Annotated in this window: 18 protein-coding genes; 8 read left to right on the top strand and 10 right to left on the bottom strand. The window is 72.7% G+C overall.

Going from position 1 to position 20,812, the window contains the following annotated elements; all coding sequences use genetic code 11:
• Nucleotides 1-32: 32 nt before the first annotated feature.
• The 3 genes from QP939_RS08735 to QP939_RS08725 all read left to right on the top strand — a co-directional run bounded on the left by QP939_RS08735 (nt 33) and on the right by QP939_RS08725 (nt 4,086).
• On the top strand, nt 33-1,742 hold the full coding sequence (locus QP939_RS08735) for a GMC family oxidoreductase (RefSeq protein WP_285456110.1): 1,710 nt from the start codon (nt 33-35) through the stop codon (nt 1,740-1,742).
• Nucleotides 1,743-1,752: 10 nt separating this feature from the next.
• Nucleotides 1,753-2,463 (top strand): maleylpyruvate isomerase N-terminal domain-containing protein, encoded by a 711-nt coding sequence (locus QP939_RS08730; protein WP_285456108.1) that lies wholly within the window; start codon nt 1,753-1,755, stop codon nt 2,461-2,463.
• A gap of 93 nt (nt 2,464-2,556) precedes the next feature.
• A complete protein-coding gene (locus tag QP939_RS08725; protein ID WP_285456106.1) occupies nt 2,557-4,086 on the top strand; it encodes an FAD-binding oxidoreductase in 1,530 nt (509 codons plus the stop codon).
• Here QP939_RS08725 and QP939_RS08720 read toward each other — a convergent pair.
• Nucleotides 4,083-5,528, bottom strand: a complete 1,446-nt coding sequence (locus QP939_RS08720) for an aldehyde dehydrogenase family protein (protein WP_285456105.1) — start codon at nt 5,526-5,528, stop codon at nt 4,083-4,085. The two genes, QP939_RS08725 and QP939_RS08720, sit on opposite strands and share 4 nt — an antisense overlap.
• 54 nt (nt 5,529-5,582) lie before the next feature.
• Nucleotides 5,583-6,617, bottom strand: coding sequence for a zinc-dependent alcohol dehydrogenase family protein (locus QP939_RS08715; RefSeq protein ID WP_285456104.1), 1,035 nt, complete (start codon nt 6,615-6,617; stop codon nt 5,583-5,585).
• Between the two features lie 74 nt (nt 6,618-6,691).
• Between QP939_RS08715 and QP939_RS08710 the strand changes: the two genes are divergently transcribed.
• Nucleotides 6,692-7,300 carry a rhomboid family intramembrane serine protease gene (locus tag QP939_RS08710; RefSeq protein ID WP_285456103.1) on the top strand — a complete coding sequence of 203 codons (609 nt, stop codon included), beginning with the start codon at nt 6,692-6,694 and terminating at the stop codon, nt 7,298-7,300.
• 15 nt (nt 7,301-7,315) lie between these two features.
• On the opposite strand, the gene QP939_RS08705 is transcribed toward QP939_RS08710, so the two are convergent.
• Complete coding sequence (locus QP939_RS08705) at nt 7,316-7,864, bottom strand: DinB family protein (RefSeq protein ID WP_285456102.1); 549 nt, start codon at nt 7,862-7,864, stop codon at nt 7,316-7,318.
• Nucleotides 7,865-7,972: 108 nt separating this feature from the next.
• Here QP939_RS08705 and guaA point away from each other — a divergent pair, with 108 nt between their 5' ends.
• Nucleotides 7,973-9,529, top strand: coding sequence for a glutamine-hydrolyzing GMP synthase (gene guaA / locus QP939_RS08700; RefSeq protein ID WP_285456101.1), 1,557 nt, complete (start codon nt 7,973-7,975; stop codon nt 9,527-9,529).
• Between the two features lie 48 nt (nt 9,530-9,577).
• Here the strand turns inward: guaA and QP939_RS08695 are convergent, their stop codons facing one another.
• Both QP939_RS08695 and QP939_RS08690 read right to left on the bottom strand, forming a co-directional pair.
• Nucleotides 9,578-9,817: a hypothetical protein gene (locus QP939_RS08695; RefSeq protein WP_285456100.1), complete on the bottom strand. Its 240-nt coding sequence runs from the start codon at nt 9,815-9,817 to the stop codon at nt 9,578-9,580.
• A complete protein-coding gene (locus QP939_RS08690) occupies nt 9,810-11,093 on the bottom strand; it encodes a PspC domain-containing protein (RefSeq protein WP_285456098.1) in 1,284 nt (427 codons plus the stop codon). The genes QP939_RS08695 and QP939_RS08690 overlap by 8 nt, the downstream gene beginning before the upstream one ends.
• Before the next feature lie 125 nt (nt 11,094-11,218).
• On the opposite strand from QP939_RS08690, the gene QP939_RS08685 reads away from it, so the two are divergent.
• Together QP939_RS08685 and QP939_RS08680 are read left to right on the top strand one after the other, a co-directional pair.
• Nucleotides 11,219-12,523, top strand: a complete 1,305-nt coding sequence (locus tag QP939_RS08685; RefSeq protein WP_285456096.1) for an ATP-binding protein — start codon at nt 11,219-11,221, stop codon at nt 12,521-12,523.
• A 19-nt stretch (nt 12,524-12,542) separates the two neighbouring features.
• A complete protein-coding gene (locus tag QP939_RS08680; RefSeq protein WP_491624967.1) occupies nt 12,543-13,211 on the top strand; it encodes a response regulator in 669 nt (222 codons plus the stop codon).
• Nucleotides 13,212-13,213: 2 nt separating this feature from the next.
• Here the strand turns inward: QP939_RS08680 and QP939_RS08675 are convergent, their stop codons facing one another.
• Nucleotides 13,214-14,182 carry a DMT family transporter gene (locus QP939_RS08675; protein ID WP_285456094.1) on the bottom strand — a complete coding sequence of 323 codons (969 nt, stop codon included), beginning with the start codon at nt 14,180-14,182 and terminating at the stop codon, nt 13,214-13,216.
• A 104-nt stretch (nt 14,183-14,286) separates the two neighbouring features.
• On the opposite strand from QP939_RS08675, the gene QP939_RS08670 reads away from it, so the two are divergent.
• Nucleotides 14,287-15,189: a LysR family transcriptional regulator gene (locus QP939_RS08670; protein WP_285456093.1), complete on the top strand. Its 903-nt coding sequence runs from the start codon at nt 14,287-14,289 to the stop codon at nt 15,187-15,189.
• Here QP939_RS08670 and QP939_RS08665 read toward each other — a convergent pair.
• From QP939_RS08665 to QP939_RS08650, 4 genes are all read right to left on the bottom strand, one after another.
• Complete coding sequence (locus QP939_RS08665; RefSeq protein WP_285456092.1) at nt 15,186-16,268, bottom strand: serine/threonine-protein kinase; 1,083 nt, start codon at nt 16,266-16,268, stop codon at nt 15,186-15,188. The two genes, QP939_RS08670 and QP939_RS08665, sit on opposite strands and share 4 nt — an antisense overlap.
• Before the next feature lie 13 nt (nt 16,269-16,281).
• On the bottom strand, nt 16,282-17,895 hold the full coding sequence (locus QP939_RS08660; protein WP_285456091.1) for a serine/threonine-protein kinase: 1,614 nt from the start codon (nt 17,893-17,895) through the stop codon (nt 16,282-16,284).
• A 215-nt stretch (nt 17,896-18,110) separates the two neighbouring features.
• Nucleotides 18,111-18,971, bottom strand: a complete 861-nt coding sequence (locus QP939_RS08655; RefSeq protein ID WP_285456090.1) for a hypothetical protein — start codon at nt 18,969-18,971, stop codon at nt 18,111-18,113.
• Between the two features lie 258 nt (nt 18,972-19,229).
• A complete protein-coding gene (locus tag QP939_RS08650) occupies nt 19,230-20,396 on the bottom strand; it encodes a hypothetical protein (protein WP_285456089.1) in 1,167 nt (388 codons plus the stop codon).
• Nucleotides 20,397-20,812: the final 416 nt, after the last annotated feature.

The following is a 20,812-nucleotide window of genomic DNA, read 5'->3' as shown; positions in this document are numbered from 1 at the left end:
TCAGGACGCGAACCCCGGGTTACGCTCCAGGTGTGACTGCCAGTAACACCACCACCAGTGCGGGTGGCCTCGACTACGACGTCGTCGTGGTGGGGTCGGGGTTCGGCGGCAGCGTGGCGGCGCTGCGGCTCACCGAGAAGGGCTACCGGGTAGCCGTCGTCGAGGCGGGGCGGAGGTTCGCCGACGACGAGTTCGCCAAGACGTCGTGGGACCTCAAACGCTACCTGTGGGCGCCGCAGGTCGGCTGCTACGGCATCCAGCGCATCCACATGCTCAACGACGTCATGGTGCTCGCGGGCGCCGGCGTCGGCGGCGGGTCGCTCGTCTACGCGAACACGCTCTACCGGCCGCTGAAGCCGTTCTACGCCGACAAGCAGTGGTCGCACATCACCGACTGGGAGTCCGAGCTCGCGCCGCACTACGACCAGGCGAGCCGCATGCTCGGCGTCGTCACGAACCCGACGATCACGCCGTCGGACGTCGTGATGCGCGAGGTCGCGAAGGACATGGGCGTCGCCGACTCGTTCCACCCGACACCGGTCGGGGTCTACTTCGGCAAGCCGGGGGAGACGGTGAAGGACCCGTACTTCGGCGGCGCCGGGCCGGAGCGCGTCGGCTGCACCGAGTGCGGCTCCTGCATGACCGGCTGCCGCGTCGGCGCGAAGAACACGCTGGTCAAGAACTACCTGTACCTGGCGGAGAAGGACGGCGCGAAGGTCATCCCGCTGACCACGGTGACGTCGGTGAGGCCGATCGACGGCGGCTACGAGGTCTCACTCAAGAAGACCGGGACAACGTCGAAGAAGTTCCGGACGACGATCACGGCCGAGAAGGTCGTCTTCGCCGCCGGGACCTGGGGCACGCAGAACCTGCTGCACAAGATGAAGGACACCGGCACGCTGCCGAAGCTGTCGCGGCGGCTGGGCGAGCTGACCCGCACCAACTCCGAGGCCATCATCGGCGCGGCCCGCACCGAGGTCGACGAGAGTCGCAACTTCAGCCGCGGCGTCGCGATCACGTCGTCGATCCACCCGGACGAGAACACCCACATCGAGCCGGTCCGCTACGGCAAGGGCAGCAACGCGATGAGCCTGCTGCAGACGATCGCGACCGACGGCGCCTCGCCGGTGCCGCGCTGGCGGCAGGCCGTGAGCTTCATGGTCAAGCACCCCGTCCAGACGGCGAAGCTGCTCAACGGCTACCGCTGGTCCGAGCGCACGGTGATCCTGCTGGTGATGCAGAGCCTCGACAACTCGATCACGACGTACACCAAGCGCGGCCTGTTCGGGCGGCGCAAGTACACGTCGAAGCAGGGCCACGGCGAGCCGAACCCGAGCTTCATCCCGGCGGGGCACGAGGCGAACGAGCGCACGGCCGAGCACATCGGCGGCATCGCGGGCGGCACGTGGGGCGAGATCTTCGACATCCCGCTGACGGCCCACTTCATCGGCGGCGTCCCGATCGGCGCGACGGCCGAAGAGGGCGTCATCGACCCGTACCACCGGGTGTTCGGCTACCCGGGCCTGTCGGTGGTGGACGGCGCGGCGATCACGGCCAACCTCGGCGTGAACCCGTCCCTGACGATCACGGCGCAGGCCGAGCGGGCGTTCTCGTTCTGGCCGAACAAGGGCGAGCCGGACCAGCGGCCCGCGCAGGAGGCGTCGTACGTCCGGCTGGAGCCGGTGGCCCCGAAGAACCCGGCGGTCCCCGCGGCGGCCCCCGCGGCCCTTCGGCGGTCCTAAGATCGAGGCCGTGACGACGGCATCCGAGAAGGCGCACGCGCTGCTCGACGGGGTACGGAAGCTCGACGACGAATGGGCCAGGGCCATCGGTGCCCTCGGTGAGCCCGAACTGCGCGCGCCCAGCGCGTTGCCGGGCTGGTCGCGGGCGCACGTCCTCGCCCACCTCGCGCGCAACGCCGATGGCCTGCGCAACCTGCTGACCTGGGCGAACACCGGGGTCGAGACACCGATGTACCCCAGTCCCGAAGCCCGCGACGCCGACATCGAGGCCGGGGCCCAGCGCGGGGCCGCCGACATCCTCGCCGACTTCGTCGCCTCCGCCGGGCGGTTCGAGCAGTACGCCGCCGCCATGCCGGACGACGCCTGGGCGCGGGAAGCCCGCAACCGGCAGGGCCAGCCGGTCACCGGGGCCGTCATCGTGCGGATGCGGCTTTCCGAGCTGACCATCCACCTCGCCGACCTCGACCGCGGCTACGACCTCGACCGCGTGTGCGGCCTGCTCGGCCCGCTCACCGAGGACGTCGTGCAGCACGCGATCACCTCGCGTGCCGCGCACCTGCCCGCGCTTCGCCTGGCCGGTGGCGGGTTCGAGTGGACGATGGGTGCCGCGCCCGGCGAGACCGTCACCGGCACCGAAGGCGAGCTGCTGGCCTGGCTCAGCGGCCGCTCCGACGGGTCCGCGCTGAGCGGTTCCGTGCCGCGCATCCCGGCCTGGTCCTGAACGCCGCGCCGCCGGGTGCCGTGTCCACCTTGGGCGGGCGCGCCGACCTAGACTGGCCGGATCCGAGCGACCCACGGGCCGAGGGAGTCCGCTGTGGACAGTGAGCACCACCTGGCGCAACCACCCGGACGGCCGCACGTCCTCCACCACGTGGACAGAAGGACGTTCCTCCGGGTGGCGGGTGTGTCGGCCGTCGGTGCCGTCGCCGCCGCGTGCGGGCCGGGCAGTCCCTCGGCGCCCGCCGCTTCGACGAGCGCGCCCCCGGCGACGACGTCCGGGCCGCCCGCCACGCGGCTGCCCACGGGCCCGCCGAACTGGGACGACCTGCGCACCCAGCTGACCGGCGGCCTGCTGCGCCCGGGCGCCGACGGCTACGACGCGGCCAGCCACGCGTTCAATCCGCTCTTCGACACCAACAACCCGGTCGCCGTGGCGGCGACGGCGACCGTCCAGGACGTGCAGGCCTGCGTCAAGGCGGCCGCCGGGCGCGTGACCATCGCCGCCCGCAGCGGCGGCCACAGCTACGCCGGCTACTCGGTACCCGAGGGTGGCCTGGTCATCGACGTGGCCGCACTGAACAAAGTGGACATCCAGGGCGACAAGGCCGTGATCGGCGCGGGCGCGAAGCTCAAGGACGTCTACGCCGCGCTCGGCCGGGCCGGGCGCGCGCTGCCCGCCGGGTCCTGCCCGACCGTCGGGATCGCCGGGCTGACCCTCGGCGGCGGCATCGGCGTGCTCTCCCGCAAGTACGGCCTGACCTGCGACCACCTAGCTTCCGCGCAGGTCGTGACGGCCGACGGCACGGTGCTGACGGCGTCCGCGGACTCCGAGCCGGACCTGTTCTGGGCGCTGCGCGGCGGGGGCGGCGGCAACTTCGGCATCGTCACCGAGCTGACCTTCGACACCGACCCGGCCCCGAACCTGACGGTGTTCTCGCTGCACTTCCCGGCCGGGTCGGCCGCCGACGTGCTGACGGCGTGGCAGCAGTGGATCGCCGCGATGCCGCCGGAGCTGTGGGCGAACCTGGTGCTCTCGGGCGGCTCGCCGGTCCAGTGCCGCGTCGGCGGCTGCTACGTCGGCGGCGCGTCGGGGCTGAACACGCTGCTCAACAACCTGGTCACCAACACCGGTGCCCGGCCGACCCAGCGGACGGTGAAGAGCTTCGACTACCTCGGCGCCATGAACTACTTCTCCGGCAGCTCGGCGCGGCAGTCGTTCATCGCGTCCTCGCGGATCATCACCAGCCCGGTCGACGCCGCCAAAGTCGTCGCACTCGCCGACGGCAGGCCCGGCACGGACCTGCTCATCGACGGCCTCGGCGGCAAGGTCGCGGAACCGGCGAAGGACGCGACGGCGTTCTGGCACCGCGACGCGCTCGCGAGCGTCCAGGTCTACGCCCCGGCGACGCCGAAGAACCGCTCGAAGGTCGAGCAGTCCGTCGGCGACGTCGTCGCGGGCCTCGCCGCGGCGGGCGCGGGCGGCGGGTACGTCAACTACATCGACCCCGCCCTGCCCGACTGGAAGACCGCCTACTACGGCGACAACGCCAAGAGACTGCAGGAGGTCGGGAAGAAGTACGACCCCTTCAACGTCTTCCGGTTCGGGCAGAGCGTCCAGTCCTAGAGGTCGATGCCGGTGAAGACCGTGACGCGCTCCTCGGTCAGGTCGTGCATCGCGGCGAGGACGCCTTCGCGGCCGACGCCGGAGCCCTTCACGCCGCCGTAGGGCATCTGGTCGGCGCGGTAGGACGGGACGTCGCCGATGATCACGCCGCCGACCTCCAGCTCCGCCGACGCGTGGAACGCCAGCTGGACGTCGGTGGTGAAGACCCCGGCCTGCAGGCCGTACGCGGATTCGTCGACCGACCGGAACGCCTCGTCCACACCGTCCACAACGGACACCGCGAGCACCGGGCCGAAGATCTCCTCGGCCCACGCCTTCGTGTCCGGCGGGACGTCGGTGAGCAGGGTGGGGGCGACGGTCGCGCCGTCGCGGGTGCCGCCGGTGAGCACCTTCGCGCCCGCCGCGACGGCTTCGTCCACCCACGCGACGATCCGCTCGGCGGCGGCTTCGTCGACGACCGGGCCGACGTCGGTGTTGCGGTCGTACGGGTCGCCGGTCCGCTGCGCTTCGACGGCCTCGACCAATGCGGGGACGAACTCGTCGGCGATCGCGGCGTCCACGATCACCCGCTGCACCGCGATGCAGGACTGCCCGGCCTGGTAGTTGCCGAAGGTCGCGATGCGGTGCGCGGCGCCTTCGGGGTCGGGCCAGTCGCGCAGCACGACGGCCGCCGCGTTGCCGCCGAGCTCCAGCACGACGTGCTTGCGCGGCGCGGCGTCCTTGAGCGACCAGCCGACCGGGCCCGAGCCGGTGAACGACACGACGGGCAGCCGCGAATCGGCGACGAGCGCCTGCGTCTCCTCGTTTCCCAGTGGCAGCACGGAAAACGCGCCTTCCGGCAGGTCCGTCTCGGCCAGGAGCTCACCGAGGATCAGGGCCGACAACGGCGTCCGCGGCGCGGGCTTGACGATGATCGGCGCGCCGATCGCCAGCGACGGCGCCACCTTGTGCGCCACCAGGTTCAGCGGGAAGTTGAACGGCGCGATGCCGAGCACCGGCCCGCGCGGGACGCGGCGGGTCAGCGCCAGCCGCGCCTCGCCCGCCGGGTCGGTGTCGAGGCGCTGGACGTCGCCGGTGAACCGGCGCGCCTCCTCGGCGGCGATGCGGAACACCGACACCGCGCGCTTGACCTCGGCCTCGGCCCACTTGAGCGGCTTGCCGTTCTCGGCCGTGATCACCTCGGCGATCTCCTCGGCCCGCGCGGCGAGCCCGCGGGAGACGTGCTCGAGCGCGCCCGCGCGCACGTGCGCGGGGGTGCGGCGCAGCTCCTTGGCGACCGAGACGGCGGCGGTGACCGCGCGCTCGACCTGCTCCGGCCCGGGCACGGCGACCGTGGCGACCTCGCTGCCGTCGTACGGGTGGTGCACGACGAGGGTGGTGGCGCCCGGCTCGGGGCGGCCGGCGATCCAGGCGGGGCGCGGCTCGGGGGTGATCATGTCCATGCGTACCAACGTAATCCGGATGGGGGCGCGCCGGGCGACCCCCACCCGGACGGGTCACGGCTTGATGAGCACCTTCAGCGCTTCGCGGGCCGCCATCGCGCGGTAACCGTCCGGCACGCCCTCGACGTCGATGGTCCGGTCGAAGACACGACCCGGCTGGTACTTGCCGTCGAGGACGTCCGGCAGCAGCTCCGGGATGTAGTGCCGCGCCGGGGCGACGCCGCCGGTGACGGTGACGTTGCGGCGGAACACGCCCACGCCGACGGGCGCGTCTTCGTACTGCGGCAGGCCGACCCGGCTGACCGCGCCGCCCGCGCGGACGACGCCGACACCCATCTCGAACGCGCCGAGCGTGCCGACGCACTCGAGGACGGCGTGCGTTCCGCGGCCGTTCGTCAGCTCGCGCACCTTCTCGATGCCCTCCTCGCCGCGTTCGGCGACGACGTCGGTGGCGCCGAACTCGCGGCCGAGGTCGGTGCGCGCCTGGTGGCGTCCCATGAGGACGATCCGGTCGGCGCCCAGCCGCTTCGCCGCGAGCACGGCACAGAGGCCGACGGCGCCGTCGCCGATCACCGTGACGTTCTGCCCCGCGCGGACACCCGCCTTGACCGCCGCGTGGTGACCGGTCGAAAAGACGTCCGACAGCGTCAGCATCGAGGCGAGCAGGGCGTCGTCGTCGGTGTGCGGGAGCTTGACGAGGGTGCCGTCGGCCTGCGGCACGCGCACGGCCTCGCCCTGGCCGCCGTCGACGCCCTTCGCGCCCCAGCCGCCGCCGTGCAGACACGAAGTCTGCAGGCCTTCGCGGCAGAACTCGCAGGTGTTGTCGGACCAGACGAACGGCGCGACGGCGAGGTCGCCCTTCTTGAGCGTGGTGACGTCGGCGCCGGTCTCTTCGACGACCCCGAGGAACTCGTGCCCGATCCGGCGGCCGCGCTCGCTGGGCTGCATGCCGGCGTACGGCCAGAGGTCACTGCCGCAGATGCACGACCGCACGACCCGCAGCACGACGTCGGTCGGCTCGGCCAGTTTCGGGTCCGGCACCGTCTCGACCCGGACGTCGCCGGCGCCGTAGATGACTGTCGCTCGCATGCTGGGGCCTTCCCGTGGGGGTTCGTGACAAACGTCGGGGGTGCGACGGCGGTGGCGCGCCTAGATTTTCGGTCATGACCACGCGCCCCGCATCCCGCAACCCCTTCGCCGCACTGGCCACGCGGGCCCGCCGCCCGTACCTGACGGCCGCGGTGTTCGCGGTGACGCTGGCCTGCGGGATCGCGCAGCTGGTGCACCCGCCGCTGTACGACGCGGTGCACCGCGACGCCGCGCGGATCGACGCGGGCGAGTGGTACCGCCTGGTGACGGGCATGTTCTTCCAGGACGGCTGGGCGTTCGGCCTGGTCTCGAACCTGGTCTGGCTGGCGGTGTTCGGCACGCTCGCCGAGCGCGTGTTCGGCCGAGCCCGCTGGCTGCTGCTCTACTTCGGCTGCGGCCTCTTCGGGCAGGTCATGAGCTACCTCTGGCTGAACCCGGTCGGCGCGGGCAACTCGATGTGCGTCGCGGGCCTGATCGGCGCGCTCGCGGCGGTGGTGATGGTGGCTTCGCGGCGCTACGGCGTGGTGTTGCCGGTGCAGTTCCGGGTGCTGGCGTTCGCGGCACCGGTGCTGGCCGTGGCCGACACGCTGGCGCACGACAACCACGGCCTCCCGCTCCTGCTGGGCCTGGCCCTCACCTTGTGCAGTCTGCCGCGGCTTGTCGTGAGTGTTCAGGGCGGTTAGAACCGCCCTAAACACTCACGAGCGGTTGCGGTAGAGGTCGCGCAGCAGGAGGACCTCGGCGCAGTGGTGGATCATCTCGCGGTTGATGTGCAGCACCAGCGTCGCCATCGGGTATTCCGCGTACGGGCCCTCCGCTGGGCCGCACGGGCGCGCGAACGCTCCGTCGTCGAGGGTCCGCACGCCCGAGATCCACTGCGCGTAGAGGTCGTCGAGCTGCGCCATGGCCTCGTCGGCGGTGCCCGGGTAGGCGTAGGTCTCGTAGCCGATCGGCGCGCCGCCGAAGTGCGACCCGATCCGCGCGCCGAGGACGCCCACCAGGATGTGGCCGAGCCGCCAGGCGATCGTCGTGACCGGCGGCGGGGAGGGCTCCGGGTAGGCCCAGTCGATCGTGAACGGGCCGGTGCCCGGCTCGTCGTCGGACTTCCGCGGCCGCACGGTCCAGCAGCCCGCGACCGGCTCCCACAGGTACTCGTCGTCGGTGAGGCCCTCGAGCTTCGGGCGCGTGTGCACCTTCCAGTGGAAGTCGAGCTGGTCGGTCAGTTCCTTCGTCCAGTTCACAGCCATACCGGGCACCTAGGCCCGATCGCGGACAGCACCGGCCCTGAATCCCGGGTGACCGGGCCCACCTGGGACGATGGAGGGGAATCCCGCTTCTCGCCAGGAGGTCGCCAGGTGCCCAACCCCACCGGTCCGGTTCTCGTCGTGGACTTCGGGGCGCAGTACGCGCAGCTGATCGCCCGGCGCGTCCGCGAGGCGCAGATCTACTCGGAGGTCGTCCCGCACAGCGCGTCGACCGAGGAGATCCTCGCCAAGAACCCCGCGGCGATCATCCTTTCCGGCGGCCCGTCGAGCGTGTACGCCGAAGGCGCCCCGAGCATGGACCCGAAGCTCACCGAAGCGGGCGTGCCCATCTTCGGCATCTGCTACGGCCACCAGCTGCTGGCCAGCGCGCTCGGCGGCGTCGTCGAGCCGACCGGCGTCCGCGAGTTCGGCCGCACCGAGGTCCGGATCACCGGCGACGGCGGCGTCCTGCACGCGGGTCTGCCCGCGCACCAGCCCGCGTGGATGAGCCACAACGACAGCGTCACCAAGGCCCCGGAGGGCTCGGTCGTCACCGCGTCCTCCGACGGCGCCGAGGTCGCCGGCTTCGAAGACGTCGAGCGGCGCTTCGCCGGCGTCCAGTACCACCCGGAGGTCGCGCACTCGCCGCACGGCCAGGAGGTGCTGCGCCGGTTCCTGCACGACATCGCGGGCATCAAGCCGCAGTGGACGACGTCGTCGATCGTCGAGGACCAGGTCACCCGGATCCGCGAGCAGATCGGTGACGGCCGCGCGATCTGCGGCCTCTCCGGCGGTGTCGACTCCGCCGTCGCGGCCGCGCTGGTCCAGCGCGCCATCGGCGACCGGCTGACCTGCGTGTTCGTCGACCACGGCCTGCTGCGCGCGGGCGAGCGCACCCAGGTCGAGCGGGACTTCGTCGCCGCCACCGGCGTCAACCTGGTGACCGTCGACGCGCGTGAGCGGTTCCTCGACGCGCTCGCCGACGTCACCGACCCGGAGCAGAAGCGCAAGATCATCGGCCGCGAGTTCATCCGCGTGTTCGAGCAGGCCGAGCGCGACCTCAAGGCCGAGGGCGACTACCGCTTCCTCGTCCAGGGCACGCTCTACCCGGACGTCGTCGAGTCCGGCGGCGGCGAGGGCACGGCCAACATCAAGAGCCACCACAACGTCGGCGGCCTGCCGGACGACCTGCAGTTCGAGCTGGTCGAGCCGCTGCGGCTGCTGTTCAAGGACGAGGTCCGCCGCGTCGGCCTCGAGCTGGGGCTGCCCGAGACGATCGTGCACCGGCAGCCGTTCCCCGGCCCCGGCCTGGGCATCCGGATCATCGGCGCGGTCGACCAGGAGCGCCTCGACACCTTGCGCGCGGCCGACCTGATCGCCCGCGAGGAGCTGACGGCGGCCGGGCTGGACCGCGACATCTGGCAGTGCCCGGTGGTGCTGCTGGCCGACGTCCGCAGCGTCGGCGTCCAGGGCGACGGCCGGACCTACGGGCACCCGGTGGTGCTGCGGCCGGTGTCGTCGGAGGACGCGATGACCGCGGACTGGACGCGTCTGCCCTACGACGTCCTGGAGCGGATCTCCACCCGCATCACCAACGAGGTCGCGGAGGTCAACCGGGTCGTGCTGGATGTGACGTCCAAGCCGCCGGGCACCATCGAGTGGGAATAGGACTCGAGGCCCCGGCGTGGGATCCGGGGCCTCGAGAGTTCTTTTCGGTCAGCGGCGGCGCTTGCCGAACGACGCGCCGAGGAGCATCAGCCCCACGAACACCGCGCCGCCCGCGACCACCCAGCGGAAGTCGAACCGCGGGAGCCAGCTCGCGCCGTCGGAGAGGACGTAGGCCGACACGAGCAGCGTCGCGATCCCGACGATCAGGGTGAAGACGTCCAGGCCGCCGCGGCGGGCGGGCTGGGTGTCGGCCGGTTCGTCGTAGGCGTAAGGGTTGTGGTCAGTCACGCCGCACCTCCACGTTGCCCACACTGTTCGACACGTGCAGGGTGATCTTCTGGCCGCCGACGCCGTCGGTGCCGTAGTCGGTCCCGGCGAGCGCTTCCTGGCTGACGCCGTTGGTCTCGCGGTTGAAGCACGACGTCTCGCCCGCGCCGGTGCGGCAGTCGTAGGTGACGTCCGCGGTGTCCGGCACGATGACCGTGGTGTCGCCCGCGCCGTTCGACACGGTCGTCGTGATCGGCGCGCCGAGCGGCAGCTTGGTCAGGTCGAGGTCGATGTCGCCCGCCGCGTGCTGGTACAGCGGCTGCAGCTCGGTCACCGCGTGCGGCGTGGCCCGGAGGTCGCCGACGCCGCCGCGGACGTCGAAGTCCTTGAACGGCGCCGCCGTCAGGACCATCCCGGCGATCGCGAGGGGGATCGCGAGCCCGATCAGGCCGCGCCCGCCGCGGGCGAACGCCCCGGCGACCAGGCCGATCCCGACGACGCCGAGCACCAGGCCGATGATGTGCTGCGCGGAGAACCAGTCGGCCCCGTTGAGCGCGGCGAGCACCCCGCCACCAGCGGTCAGCACCGCGAGCGCGAACGTCGCCGAGCCGACCTTCGAGCGCGGACGTCGTCGCGGCGCCCCGTACGACGGCGGCGGCGTCGGCCCCGGCGGCTCTTGCACGGGCGGCACGTCGGGCAGGTCCCAGCCGGCCGGGTCGGCGGCGAGCGGGTCCCAGCCCTGCTTCGGTTCCGCGGTCGCGGTGTCGGTCATCGTGAAGGCTCCGTTCCCGGTGAAGGCCTCGGTCCGCGACCGCGCGGCGACCGGCGCGGGCCGGTTCTCGTGCCCGCGGCTGCGGTGCAGCAGGTAGAGGGCGGTGGTGATGAGGGCGAAGCCGATCAGGCCGCCGCCGTCGAACCACGTGCTGCTGAAGGTGCCCCCGGCGCTGACCACGGTGAGCACCGCCAGCACGACGGCGAAGGCGGGCGAGATCGACGACCGGCCGCGGCCGATGAGGCTTTCGAAGCCGGACACCTCGTCACTCTCGCCGGGCAGGAACAGCCAGGCCAGCAGGTAGAAGGTGAGGCCGAAGCCGCCGAAGACGGTCGCGACCACCAGCGCGATCCGCACGACGACCGGGTCGATCCCGTAGCGCCGCCCGATCCCGGCGGCGACGCCGGCGAGCTTCCGCCCGACGTGCGGCCGCCGCGGCCGGCTCGCCCAGAAGTCCTTCACGGTCTCCTCGAAGCCGTTCAACGGACCCGGCCGCGGAGCCCGGGTCTCACTCGCACCACTCATACCGAAGAGCATGCGGCACGCGCCGTCGCCGGACATCGGGGAAGGTCCCTGAGGTTTCCCGGAGACCGGCGCCGGACCCGGAATTGGATCAGGGGTTTCCCCGATGCCACCCCGCGCTCGCCCGTGTGACCATGGACGACGTGCAGGAGTCCCTCGACCACGTGTCCGCCGAATCGACGGTCCCGGCCACGACCGAAACCGCGCCCAAGATGTTCCGGCGCCGGTCCGGGCGGGCCATCGCCGGCGTCGCCGGTGGGCTCGCCGACCACCTCGGGGTGCCCGTCCTCTGGGTGCGGACCGCGTTCGCGCTGCTGGCCGCGCTGAACGGGGCCGGCCTGCTCGCCTACGGCCTGCTCTGGGTCTTCGTGCAGCAGCGGTCCGAAGAAACCTCGGCCGCGCCGACGTCGAAGGAACGGCAGCAGGCGTTCGGCCTCATCGCGCTCGGCGTCGGTCTCGCCGTCGCCTCCGGGACGCTCACCGGGTTCATCAGCGGCTGGGTCGCCGTGCCGCTCGCGGTCGCCATGCTCGGTCTCGCGGTCGTCTGGCGGGAGGCCGACGAGTCGCAGCGCCGCCGCTGGCGGGTCGGGGCCAAGGACGGCTTCGCGGGCGCGTTCCTCGGCGGGGGCGGCTGGTCGGCCGCGATCCGGATCGTCGCCGGCGTCGCGCTGGTGATCACCGGCATCACCGTCGTCGTGCTGCGCAGCGGCACCCTCGACCAGGTCCAGTTCGCGCTGATCGCGGTCCTCGCGACGCTGATCGGGGTCGCCGTCCTGACCATCCCGTTCTGGCTGCGGCTGGTCCGCGACCTCTCCGACGAGCGCAAGGCCCGCATCCGCACCGACGAACGCGCCGAGATCGCCGCCCACCTGCACGACTCCGTGCTGCAGACGCTCGCGCTCATCCAGAAGCAGAGCGAGCAGCCGCGCGAGGTCGCCCGGCTGGCCCGCAGCCAGGAACGCGAGCTGCGCGGCTGGCTCTACGGCCCCAACGGGTACGGCAAGCCCGCCGAGAAGGAAGAGGAAGCGACCGGCCAGCTGTCCGAGGCGCTGGCGACGGCGTGCGGCGAGGTCGAGGACACGTTCGCGATCTCGGTCGGCCAGGTCGTGGTCGGCGACGCCGAGCTCGACGACTCGCTGGTCGCGCTGGTCCAGGCCGCGCGCGAGGCGATCGTCAACGCCGCCAAGCACGCGGGTGTCGAAGAGGTCAGCGTCTACGCCGAGGTCGAGCCGACGTCGGTGACGGTGTTCGTCCGCGACCGCGGCAAGGGCTTCGACCCCGACCTCGTCCCGGACGACCGCCACGGCCTCGCCGACTCGATCCGCGGCCGGATGACCCGCCACGGCGGCACGTGCAAGGTCCGCACCGCGCCGGGCGAGGGCACCGAGGTGCAGCTCGCCATGCCGGTGAAAGCGGGCAAGGGAGCGGCGTGAGGCGGCTATGCTCGACGACGTGACGGATACCCAGCGCGAACCGGTCAAGGTGTTCCTCGTCGACGACCACGCGCTGTTCCGCGCGGGGGTCCGCACCGAGCTGGACTCGATCACCGACGAGGTGCGCGTGGTCGGCGAGGCCGGTTCGGTCGCCGAGGCGGTCGCCGGGATCGCGCGGACCAAGCCGCAGGTGGTGCTCCTCGACGTCCACATGCCCGACGGCGGCGGCGCCGAGGTCCTGCGCCGGGTGCGCCCGGAGCTGCCGGACGTCGTGTTCCTCGCGCTGTCGGTCTCCGACGCCGCCGAGGACGTCATCGCGGTCATCCGCGCCGGGGCCCGGGGTTACGTGACGAAGACGATCTCGTCGAAGGAACTGGTCCGCGCGGTGGTCCGCGTCGCGGATGGGGACGCCGTGTTCTCGCCTCGGCTGGCCGGGTTCGTCCTGGACGCCTTCGCCGACCGCCCGGGTTCGGCCCCGATCAACGACCCCGAGCTGGACCTGCTGACGCCCCGGGAGCGGGACGTCCTGCGCCTGCTCGCCCGCGGGTACGCGTACAAGGAGATCGCGTCCGAGCTGTTCATCTCGGTCAAGACGGTCGAGACGCACGTGTCCAGCGTCCTGCGGAAGACCCAGCTGTCGAACCGCTACGAGCTGTCCCGCTGGGCTTCCGACCGCCGCCTCGTCTGAGGTCAGTCCGCCAGGGGAGCGAGAGGCCGGGGCGCGCGCCCGGCGGTGTCGTCACCAAGCCCATCCGCCTGGTCACCGGGCACGTCCAGGGCCCCTCGCTCCGGCTTCTGGAGGCGGGTCAGCGCGACCCCGCCGAGCACGACGAGCATCCCCGCGATCACCCGCGGGCTGAGCTGCTCGCCGAGGAACACCGCGCCCAGCAGCACCGAAACCACCGGCAGCAGGTACCCGACGACCGACGCCGCGACCGCTCCTTCGCTGGCCAGCAGCTGGTAGTTGAGCGCGAAGGCGATGCCCGTCGACCCGATCCCGAGCACGAGCACGGCGAGCAGCGGCCCGGCGGAGACGTGCACCGGCGCGAACCCGCCCGCCGGGAGCGCCAGCACGAGCATCCCGCTGGCCAGCACCATCTGCCCGGCCGAAATGGCGTACGGCGAATCCCCGGTGCCGGACAGGTACTTGCCCTCGTAGACGAACGCGAAGCCGTAGCTCGCGGCCGCCGCGAGGCAGGCCAGCGCGCCCCAGCTCAGCAGCCCCGACGCCTGCCACGGCGCGAAGATCAGCAGGATGCCGCCGAGCCCCACCAACAGCCCCGCCAAGCGCGTGCCCGTCATCCGCGACGACGTCCCCATCATCGGCGCGGCGAGCAGCACCCACAGCGGCGTCGTCGAGTTCAGGACGCCGGTGATGCCCGAGTCGACCGTCGTCTCGCCGATCGCGAACAGCAGGAACGGCAACGCGTTGTGGAAGAACGCCGCCACCGCGAGGTGCCCCCACATCCGCCGCCCGCGCGGCAGGCGTGCCCGCGCCAGCCGGCACAGCAGCAGGAGCATGACCGCGCCGAGCACGAGCCGCGCCAGGACCAGCTGCACCGGCGAGAACATCCCCAGCCCCAGCTTGATCCAGAAGAAGCTCGACCCCCACATCAACGCCAGTGCGGCGATCCGCAGCAGCGTCTTCGTCTCGCCCACCCCAGTTCCTCCTTCGCCGATCAGCGCCAGCTTCGCCCGCCGAAGACGTAAGGACAAGCGAAAATAACTGCAGGGACAGTTAAGCCCAGCTGTACGATCGGGCCATGCTCGACGTCCGCCGCATGCAGGTCCTCCGCGCCGTCATCACCAGCGGGTCGATCACGGCCGCGGCCCGCAACCTGGGCTACACGCCGTCCGCGATCAGCCAGCAGCTGTCCGCGCTCGAACGCGAGGCCGGTACCGAACTGCTCGAACGCGTCGGCCGCGGCGTCCGGCCGACCGCGGCGGGCTCGCTGCTGTCCGAGCACGCCGAAACGCTGAGCGCCGAGCTCGCCAAGGCCGAAGCGGCGCTGACCGAGCTCAAGGAAGGCCGCATCGGCCGCGTCGCCATCCGCTACTTCGCGACGGCCGGCGCGTCCCTGGTGCCGCCCGCGATCGCGGCCGTCCGCCGCGAGCACCCCGGCGTCCGGCTCGACCTCAAGCTCGTCGAACCCGACGACCCGATGGTCGACGTCGAGGCTGGCCACGCCGACGTCGCGATCACCGTTTTCCCGCGCAAAACGCCGCCGGGCAAGGGGGTCGAGCTGGTGCACCTGCTGGACGACCCGTACCGGGCCGTGCTGCCGAAGACCCACCCGCTGGCCCGCAAGCGCGTGCTGGACCTGACGGAGTTCGCCGAGGAGCCCTGGGTCGGCGTCGACGGCATGCCCGGCATCTGCCGCGACATCCTCGACAACGCCTGCGCGTCGGCCGGGTTCGCGCCGAACGTCGTCGTCGAGTCCGAGGACTACCAGACGGCGCAGGGGTTCGTGGCCGCCGGCATCGGCGTCGGCTTGATCCCGGAGCTCGGCCTCGGCGCGCAGCACCCGGGCGTGGTCGTGCGCAAGATCCGCAACCCGGAGCCGGTCCGCGCGATCCACGCGGCGGTCGCGACCCGGGCCTGGGCACACCCGGCCGTCCGCACGTTCCTGGAAGCCATGCGCGCGGCCACCGCCAAGGTGGCTTAGACGAAGAACAGCTCCGAGACGAGGATGCCGACCAGCACCGCGGCGAGGATCGCGGCCACCGTGATCAGCGTCTTCTTCGACACCGGGAGGTTCCACTCCTCGGCCTGCTGCGGCCGGGGCGCGGGCGGCGGCGGCGCGTACTGCGTCGCCTGCGGCACCGGCGGGATCTGCTGCGTCGCGCCCGCCATCGGGTAGCCGGGCGGCGGCGTCACCGGGATCTGCTGCTGGAACTGCGGCCCCGACGGCGGCATCGGCGGCGCCACCGGCGGACGGCCGACCGGCATGGTCGGCATCGCCGGGGCCGTCGGCGGGATGAACGCCGTCTCGCGGCCTTCGGTGATCGCCTTCAGCGAGCGGACCGTGTCCGCCATCGTCGGGCGCGTCGTCGGGTCCGCGCGCAGCATCTTGCGCAGCGCCTCGGTGAGCACGCCCGCGTTGTGCGGCGGCCGCTCGGACGACTGCCCGTCGTCCCCGAACGGCGGAACGCCCTCGACCGCCGTGTACAGCGTTGCGCCGAGGGAGAAGACGTCGGCGGCCGGCGTCGGGGGCAGCCCGCGCGACACCTCGGGCGCCACGTACGCCGCGTGCGGCCCGCCGCCGCTGATGCCGATGTCGGTGAGCTTGACACCGCCGTCGTCGGCCAGCAGCACCGTGCCCGGCTCGAGCGTGCGGTGCACGAACCCGGCCGCGTGGATCGCGGCGAGCGCGTTGCCGAGCTGGATGCCCAGGTGCGCGGCCTGGTCGGGCGTGAGCCTGCCGTGCTCGGCGAGGAACGTCGCCATGCTGCGCGACGGGATGTACTCCATCACCAGCCAGACGTCCTGGCCGTCGGGCAGCACGTCGAACACCTTGATCGCGCACGGGTGCTCGATCCGGGCGGCGTCCTTGCCCTCCTGCATGGCCGCCGCGCGCGCCTGCTCGGCGCGGTCGCCGGCGCCGACCGGCAGGTACATCCGCTTCATCGCGACGGTGCGGAACAGCCGCGTGTCGAACGCCAGCCACACGATCCCCGCGCGGCCACGGCCGATCGGCTGGTCCAGCCGGAACCGGCCGCCGACGATGGTGCCTTCGGAACTCAAATCTGATCCTCGATCATCCGCCAGCCGGAGGCTGCGTGCTCGACGAGCTTGACGGGGGCTCACTGGTCGTCGGTGGCTCCGACGTCGTCGGCTTCGTCGTCGTCGTCTTGGGTGTCGTGGTCTCCGCCGGTTCAGTGTTCCGCGTTGTCGTCCGCTTCGCCGACGTGGTCGCTTCCTCCGTGGTGGAGGGCAGGTCGACCGTGGTGGTCGGCTCCTCGGTCGTCGACGGCAGCGACTCCGACGTCGCGGCGGGCGTCGGCTTGCTGCTCGACACCGGCGCGGCGGGCGCCTCCGGGTTGTTCGGGCTCAGCAGCCAGACGGCGAGCGCGACCAGGCCCACCACGACGATCCCGCCGATGATCGCCGGGCGCTTCCAGGCGCCGGGCTTCTCGTCGTCCTCGTCCGGGCCGGTCTGCGGGCGCCGCGGCGGGGGCGGCGGCTCGTCGTAGTCGTCGTACTGGTCGTCCGCGTACGGGTCCTGGCCGTGCGGCGGCACCGGCACGGCGCGGGTCGCGGCCAGCCCCGGCGGCACCCCGCCGGCGGCGTACTGGTCGTCCTCGCGGTAGTGGTCGTAGCCGTCGTAGTCGTCTTCCGGGTAGCCGGTGGCTTCCGGGTAGTCGTCTTCGTCGTAGTACGGCACGGCCTGCGTCGGGGCCGCGTCGCCGGCCAGCGTGCCCGAGTGACCCGCGGGGATCTCGTCGAACATCTGGGTCGCGTTGGGGTCGGCGACGGCGGCCGCGCCGAGGACGCCGGCGGACGGCGCCAGCATCGTGTCCTCCGCCGGGCCGCCGAGCGGGGTCTCGCCGCGGGCGACGGCGGCAAGCAGCTCTTCGCACTCCTCCGCGGTCGGCCGGTGCTGGACGTCCGGGTGCAGCAGCACGGCCAGGACGCTGGCCAGCGGCCCGGACTGGCGCGGCGGGATGATCTGGCCGGCCGCGACCGCGTGCAGCAGGCTCAGCGTGTTCTCGGACAGCCCGAACGGCGGCTGGCCTTCGCACGCCGCGTACAGCGTCGAGCCGAGGGAGAAGACGTCGGACTCCGGCCCGGGGTCGCCGCCGATGGCGACTTCGGGGGCCAGGTAGGCGGGGGTGCCGGCGATCATCCCGGTCTTGGTGACCGTGACGTCGTCCTTGGCGCGCGAGATGCCGAAGTCGGTGATCTTCACGGTGCCGTTGCCGGCGAGCAGGATGTTGCCCGGCTTGATGTCGCGGTGCACGATGCCGACCGCGTGCGCCTCGCGCAGCGCCGCGGCGACCTGGGCGCCGATGCGCGCCACCTCGGTCGGCGGCAGCGTGCGGCGTTCCTGCAGCACGGCGGCCAGGCTGGTGGAGTTGAGGTACTCCATGATCAGGCAGGGCTGGCCGTTGTCGTCGGTGACGACGTCGAAGACGGAGATCGCGTTCGGGTGGTGCAGACGGGCGGCGATCCGGCCCTCGCGCATCGTCCGCTGGCGGGCGTCCTCGGCGTCGTGCTCGTCCAGGTGCGGCTGGAGGAGCAGCTGCTTGATGGCGACCGTGCGGCCCAGGACCTCGTCGTGCGCCTGCCAGACGGCCCCCATCGCGCCCGTGCCGATCCGGCCGACGATGCGGTATCGACCGGCGACCAGCCGACCCTCGTCGTCGCTCACGCGACCTCCCTTTGGGCTCCGACTTCACCAGGGCGTGAGGATCCCCGCCTGGTGACGCGGCCACGAGCACGCCGCTTCGCTGGAGCGTATGCACCTGTCGTGGCCTGTGGGACGGCATTTCCGAGACCGGCCCGTGACAAGGCTAGGCGCTCACTCTGCGCACACGAATCCGGTACGGGCACTTGAACCACGGGTGAAGGGGTGATCGCCCAGGGCTACATGTACTGGGCCGAGACGAGCTCGGCTTCGGTGATCAACCCGCCGGTGTCGGCGACCCGGAACAGCTGGGTCACGCGCACCAGTGCGCCGTCCGGGCGGCGCAGGGTCGCGACCGCGAGGATCGAGCCGTCCGGCTTGATCTGCGTGTCGCCCTCCTGGACGTCGATGGCGTCCATCGAGCTCCAGGAGCGGACCAGCTCGCCGGCCGCGCCGTCGGCCAGCGCGGGGCTCAGCAGGGCCAGCGCGTCCGAGGAGTCCCGCGCGATGGTGGCGTAGAAGTTCTTGACCGCCGCGATCTTCCGGCTGGCGCTGCGCTCGTCGGCCGCCTGGTCCGGCACCGGCGTCTGCTCGCTCGGCGCGGCCTGGGGCTGCGGGCTGCCGCCGGTCGACTCCGAGGCCGACGGGGCGCCGCCCGAGTGCGTGCCCTGCGTGGCCGGGCCGCGCTGCTCGGGCGCGCCGCCACCGGCCTGGTGCTGCGGGACGGCGAGGCCGCCGAGCTCCGCGGCGCCGCTGAAGCCGGCCGGGGTGGACTGGCCGCCGTCGGAGACGGCGCGGTGGGAGCTGGTCAGCATCGGCGCGGCGACCACGGCACCGGCGACGAGCGCGCCCGCGGTGACGAGCCCGGCCAGCTTGGCGCGGCGCGCGAAGCGGCTCTCCGGCTCGTCGGCGTCACGGGACTGCTCCGGCTCACGGACGGGCTCCGGACGCGGCGGCAGGAACTTCTGCGGGTCGCGGAAGACCTGCTCGAGATAGTCGCGGTCGGCGTCGCCGACGCCGTCGAGAATCTCGGCCGGGATCACGTCCTCGACGCGGACGGCGTGGGGTCCCTCACGCCGCGTGCGCTGCCGATCAAGCACGAAAGTCCTCGCTCTGGGGTTCCGGGGACGGCCACTCCGCCGTTCGGCGGGTGCCCGTTGGTCCGGTCGGCCGACTCGTGGCCGGTTCCGGATCCGCTGTCGTCAGGTAACCCTGTGCGGACGGCGATCACCAGGTTCTGTCGCCGGAATGCCGTCGCGATACGACGAGCGGCAGCTTATGTCACCCACCCGGACCAGGGATAACCGCTCGGCGCACCGCACGTGCATCGGAACGGGCGACCCGCACGTGCAGGCCCGTCACCGACCGTCAGAGGTGATCTTGTCGCCGTCCCCGAACGTCAGCGTGCGTTCCTCCATCGTCTTCGTCCCGTCGGTGTGCGTGATCTCGACGGTGTTGACGGTGACGCCGCGCTGCTGGTCGATGGTGATCTTCTTGACCTCGAAGTAGGCGATGCCCGAGTACCGCTCGGCGAGCGCCTGCGGGCCCTGGTCGTGCAGCTCGCCGGTGGTCACCGAAGACGCCGTCGCAGGGTCCGTGGTGACGGTGTTGAAGAACTTCTCCGAGTTGTCGCCCATGGTCTGGGCGTCCGGCGGGAACGAGTACCACCAGGGCGCCTTGGCCCCGGTTTCGCGCTGGGCGGGTGTGACCGGCGGCTTCCGCGGCGGCCCGCTCGGGGTGCTCGCCCCGGTGGTGGACGGCGTCGCGGTGCTGTCGGTGGGCGCGGGGACGGAGCTGTCGACCGGACCGGCGCCCCCGCCGGGGGTGGCCGTCCCGGCGGCGTTTTCGGGACGGGACGCGGATTCCGGGCCCGGCGCGGAGCCGCCCTCGGAAGGCTGGGGCAGCTCGCTCGTCGGGTCGATGACCGTCGGCGCGCCCTGGTAACCCGGCCACGCGCCCTGCACGGCCTGGTCCATCGGCGGCTTCCCGACCAGGAACGACCCGGCGCAGAGCAGCCCGACGACCACGGCGCCGGACGCGCCGGTGGCGAACCAGGCGGCCTTCCGCCACGTCTTCGGCGGGGTCACCGACGCGGGCACCGAGCCGATGGTGAAGCCGCCGAGGCCGTCGATCGGGGGCGCGGCGTAGATGCGGACGTCGTCGTCGTCCGGTTCGACCGGGCGGGGTTCGGGCGTGGCAAGGGAAACGCGGGTGCGCCGGGCGGCCTGCTCGGCGCGGGACTCGGTGACGGGCGCGGTTTCGGCCTCGTCGAGCGGGAGGCTGCCGTGCGCGGCGGGGAAGAGCGGGGGTGCGGGCCGCCGGTCACGCGGCTGCGGCAGCGACGGCTGGGGGAGCGGGAGCAGGCCGGAGACGGGCGGGTCGACCGGCGGCGCGCCCACCGCGTGCCGCCGCACGGGGCGGTGCGGGGGCAGGGGCGGCGTCCAGCTCTCCGCGCCACCGAGCCGGTGCCGTCCGGGGTGCGCGGGCGCGGTGGCGCGTCCGGGGTACTCCGTGCCGTTGCTCATGTGGGCTCGACCACCCGGCCGTCCGGTCCTGACGCCGCCGGGCCCCGGGTCGACCCGATCGGAGCATCCTCACGCGCGGAATCTCGTTCGGAATTCTGTGCAGATGCACGAGCATGCGAGAATCGACGCGCAGGGTCGTCGCCCCCGCGCGTCTCCCGGGCACCGCCCGACCCAGACGCAAGGGTCCTCACGGCCCCAACATTAGGAGCATCCGGCGGAGAAAGTCGCCCCCAAACCTGCAAGTTGCAGAGGTTTCACTCGGTCGGGCGCGACCGAACGGGCGATGGTGACGCTGCGGAGTTTCCGCGCGGCGCCACCGGTCCGCGCCGCAGGCGTTCGGGGGATTTCCGGTGCCGGGACGGCATTCGGCGCGGGAGGTCCGGCGGAGGCCGCCGCCGTAAGCCACGGCCGCGGCG

This window comes from Amycolatopsis nalaikhensis (genome assembly GCF_030264295.1).
Classification (GTDB): domain Bacteria; phylum Actinomycetota; class Actinomycetes; order Mycobacteriales; family Pseudonocardiaceae; genus Amycolatopsis; species Amycolatopsis nalaikhensis.
This window is presented reverse-complemented; position numbering and strand designations above follow the sequence as displayed.

What these genes read in the sequence shown, in the direction of transcription:
- QP939_RS08715 (WP_285456104.1), bottom strand. Translation starts at nt 6,617, where the DNA reads ATGCGAGCGACAGTCATCTACGGCGCCGGCGACGTCCGGGTCGAGACG.
- QP939_RS08690 (WP_285456098.1), bottom strand. Translation starts at nt 11,093, where the DNA reads ATGAGTGGTGCGAGTGAGACCCGGGCTCCGCGGCCGGGTCCGTTGAAC.
- QP939_RS08720 (WP_285456105.1), bottom strand. Translation starts at nt 5,528, where the DNA reads ATGGACATGATCACCCCCGAGCCGCGCCCCGCCTGGATCGCCGGCCGC.
- QP939_RS08670 (WP_285456093.1), top strand. Translation starts at nt 14,287, where the DNA reads ATGCTCGACGTCCGCCGCATGCAGGTCCTCCGCGCCGTCATCACCAGC.
- QP939_RS08705 (WP_285456102.1), bottom strand. Translation starts at nt 7,864, where the DNA reads ATGGCTGTGAACTGGACGAAGGAACTGACCGACCAGCTCGACTTCCAC.
- QP939_RS08650 (WP_285456089.1), bottom strand. Translation starts at nt 20,396, where the DNA reads ATGAGCAACGGCACGGAGTACCCCGGACGCGCCACCGCGCCCGCGCAC.
- QP939_RS08710 (WP_285456103.1), top strand. Translation starts at nt 6,692, where the DNA reads ATGACCACGCGCCCCGCATCCCGCAACCCCTTCGCCGCACTGGCCACG.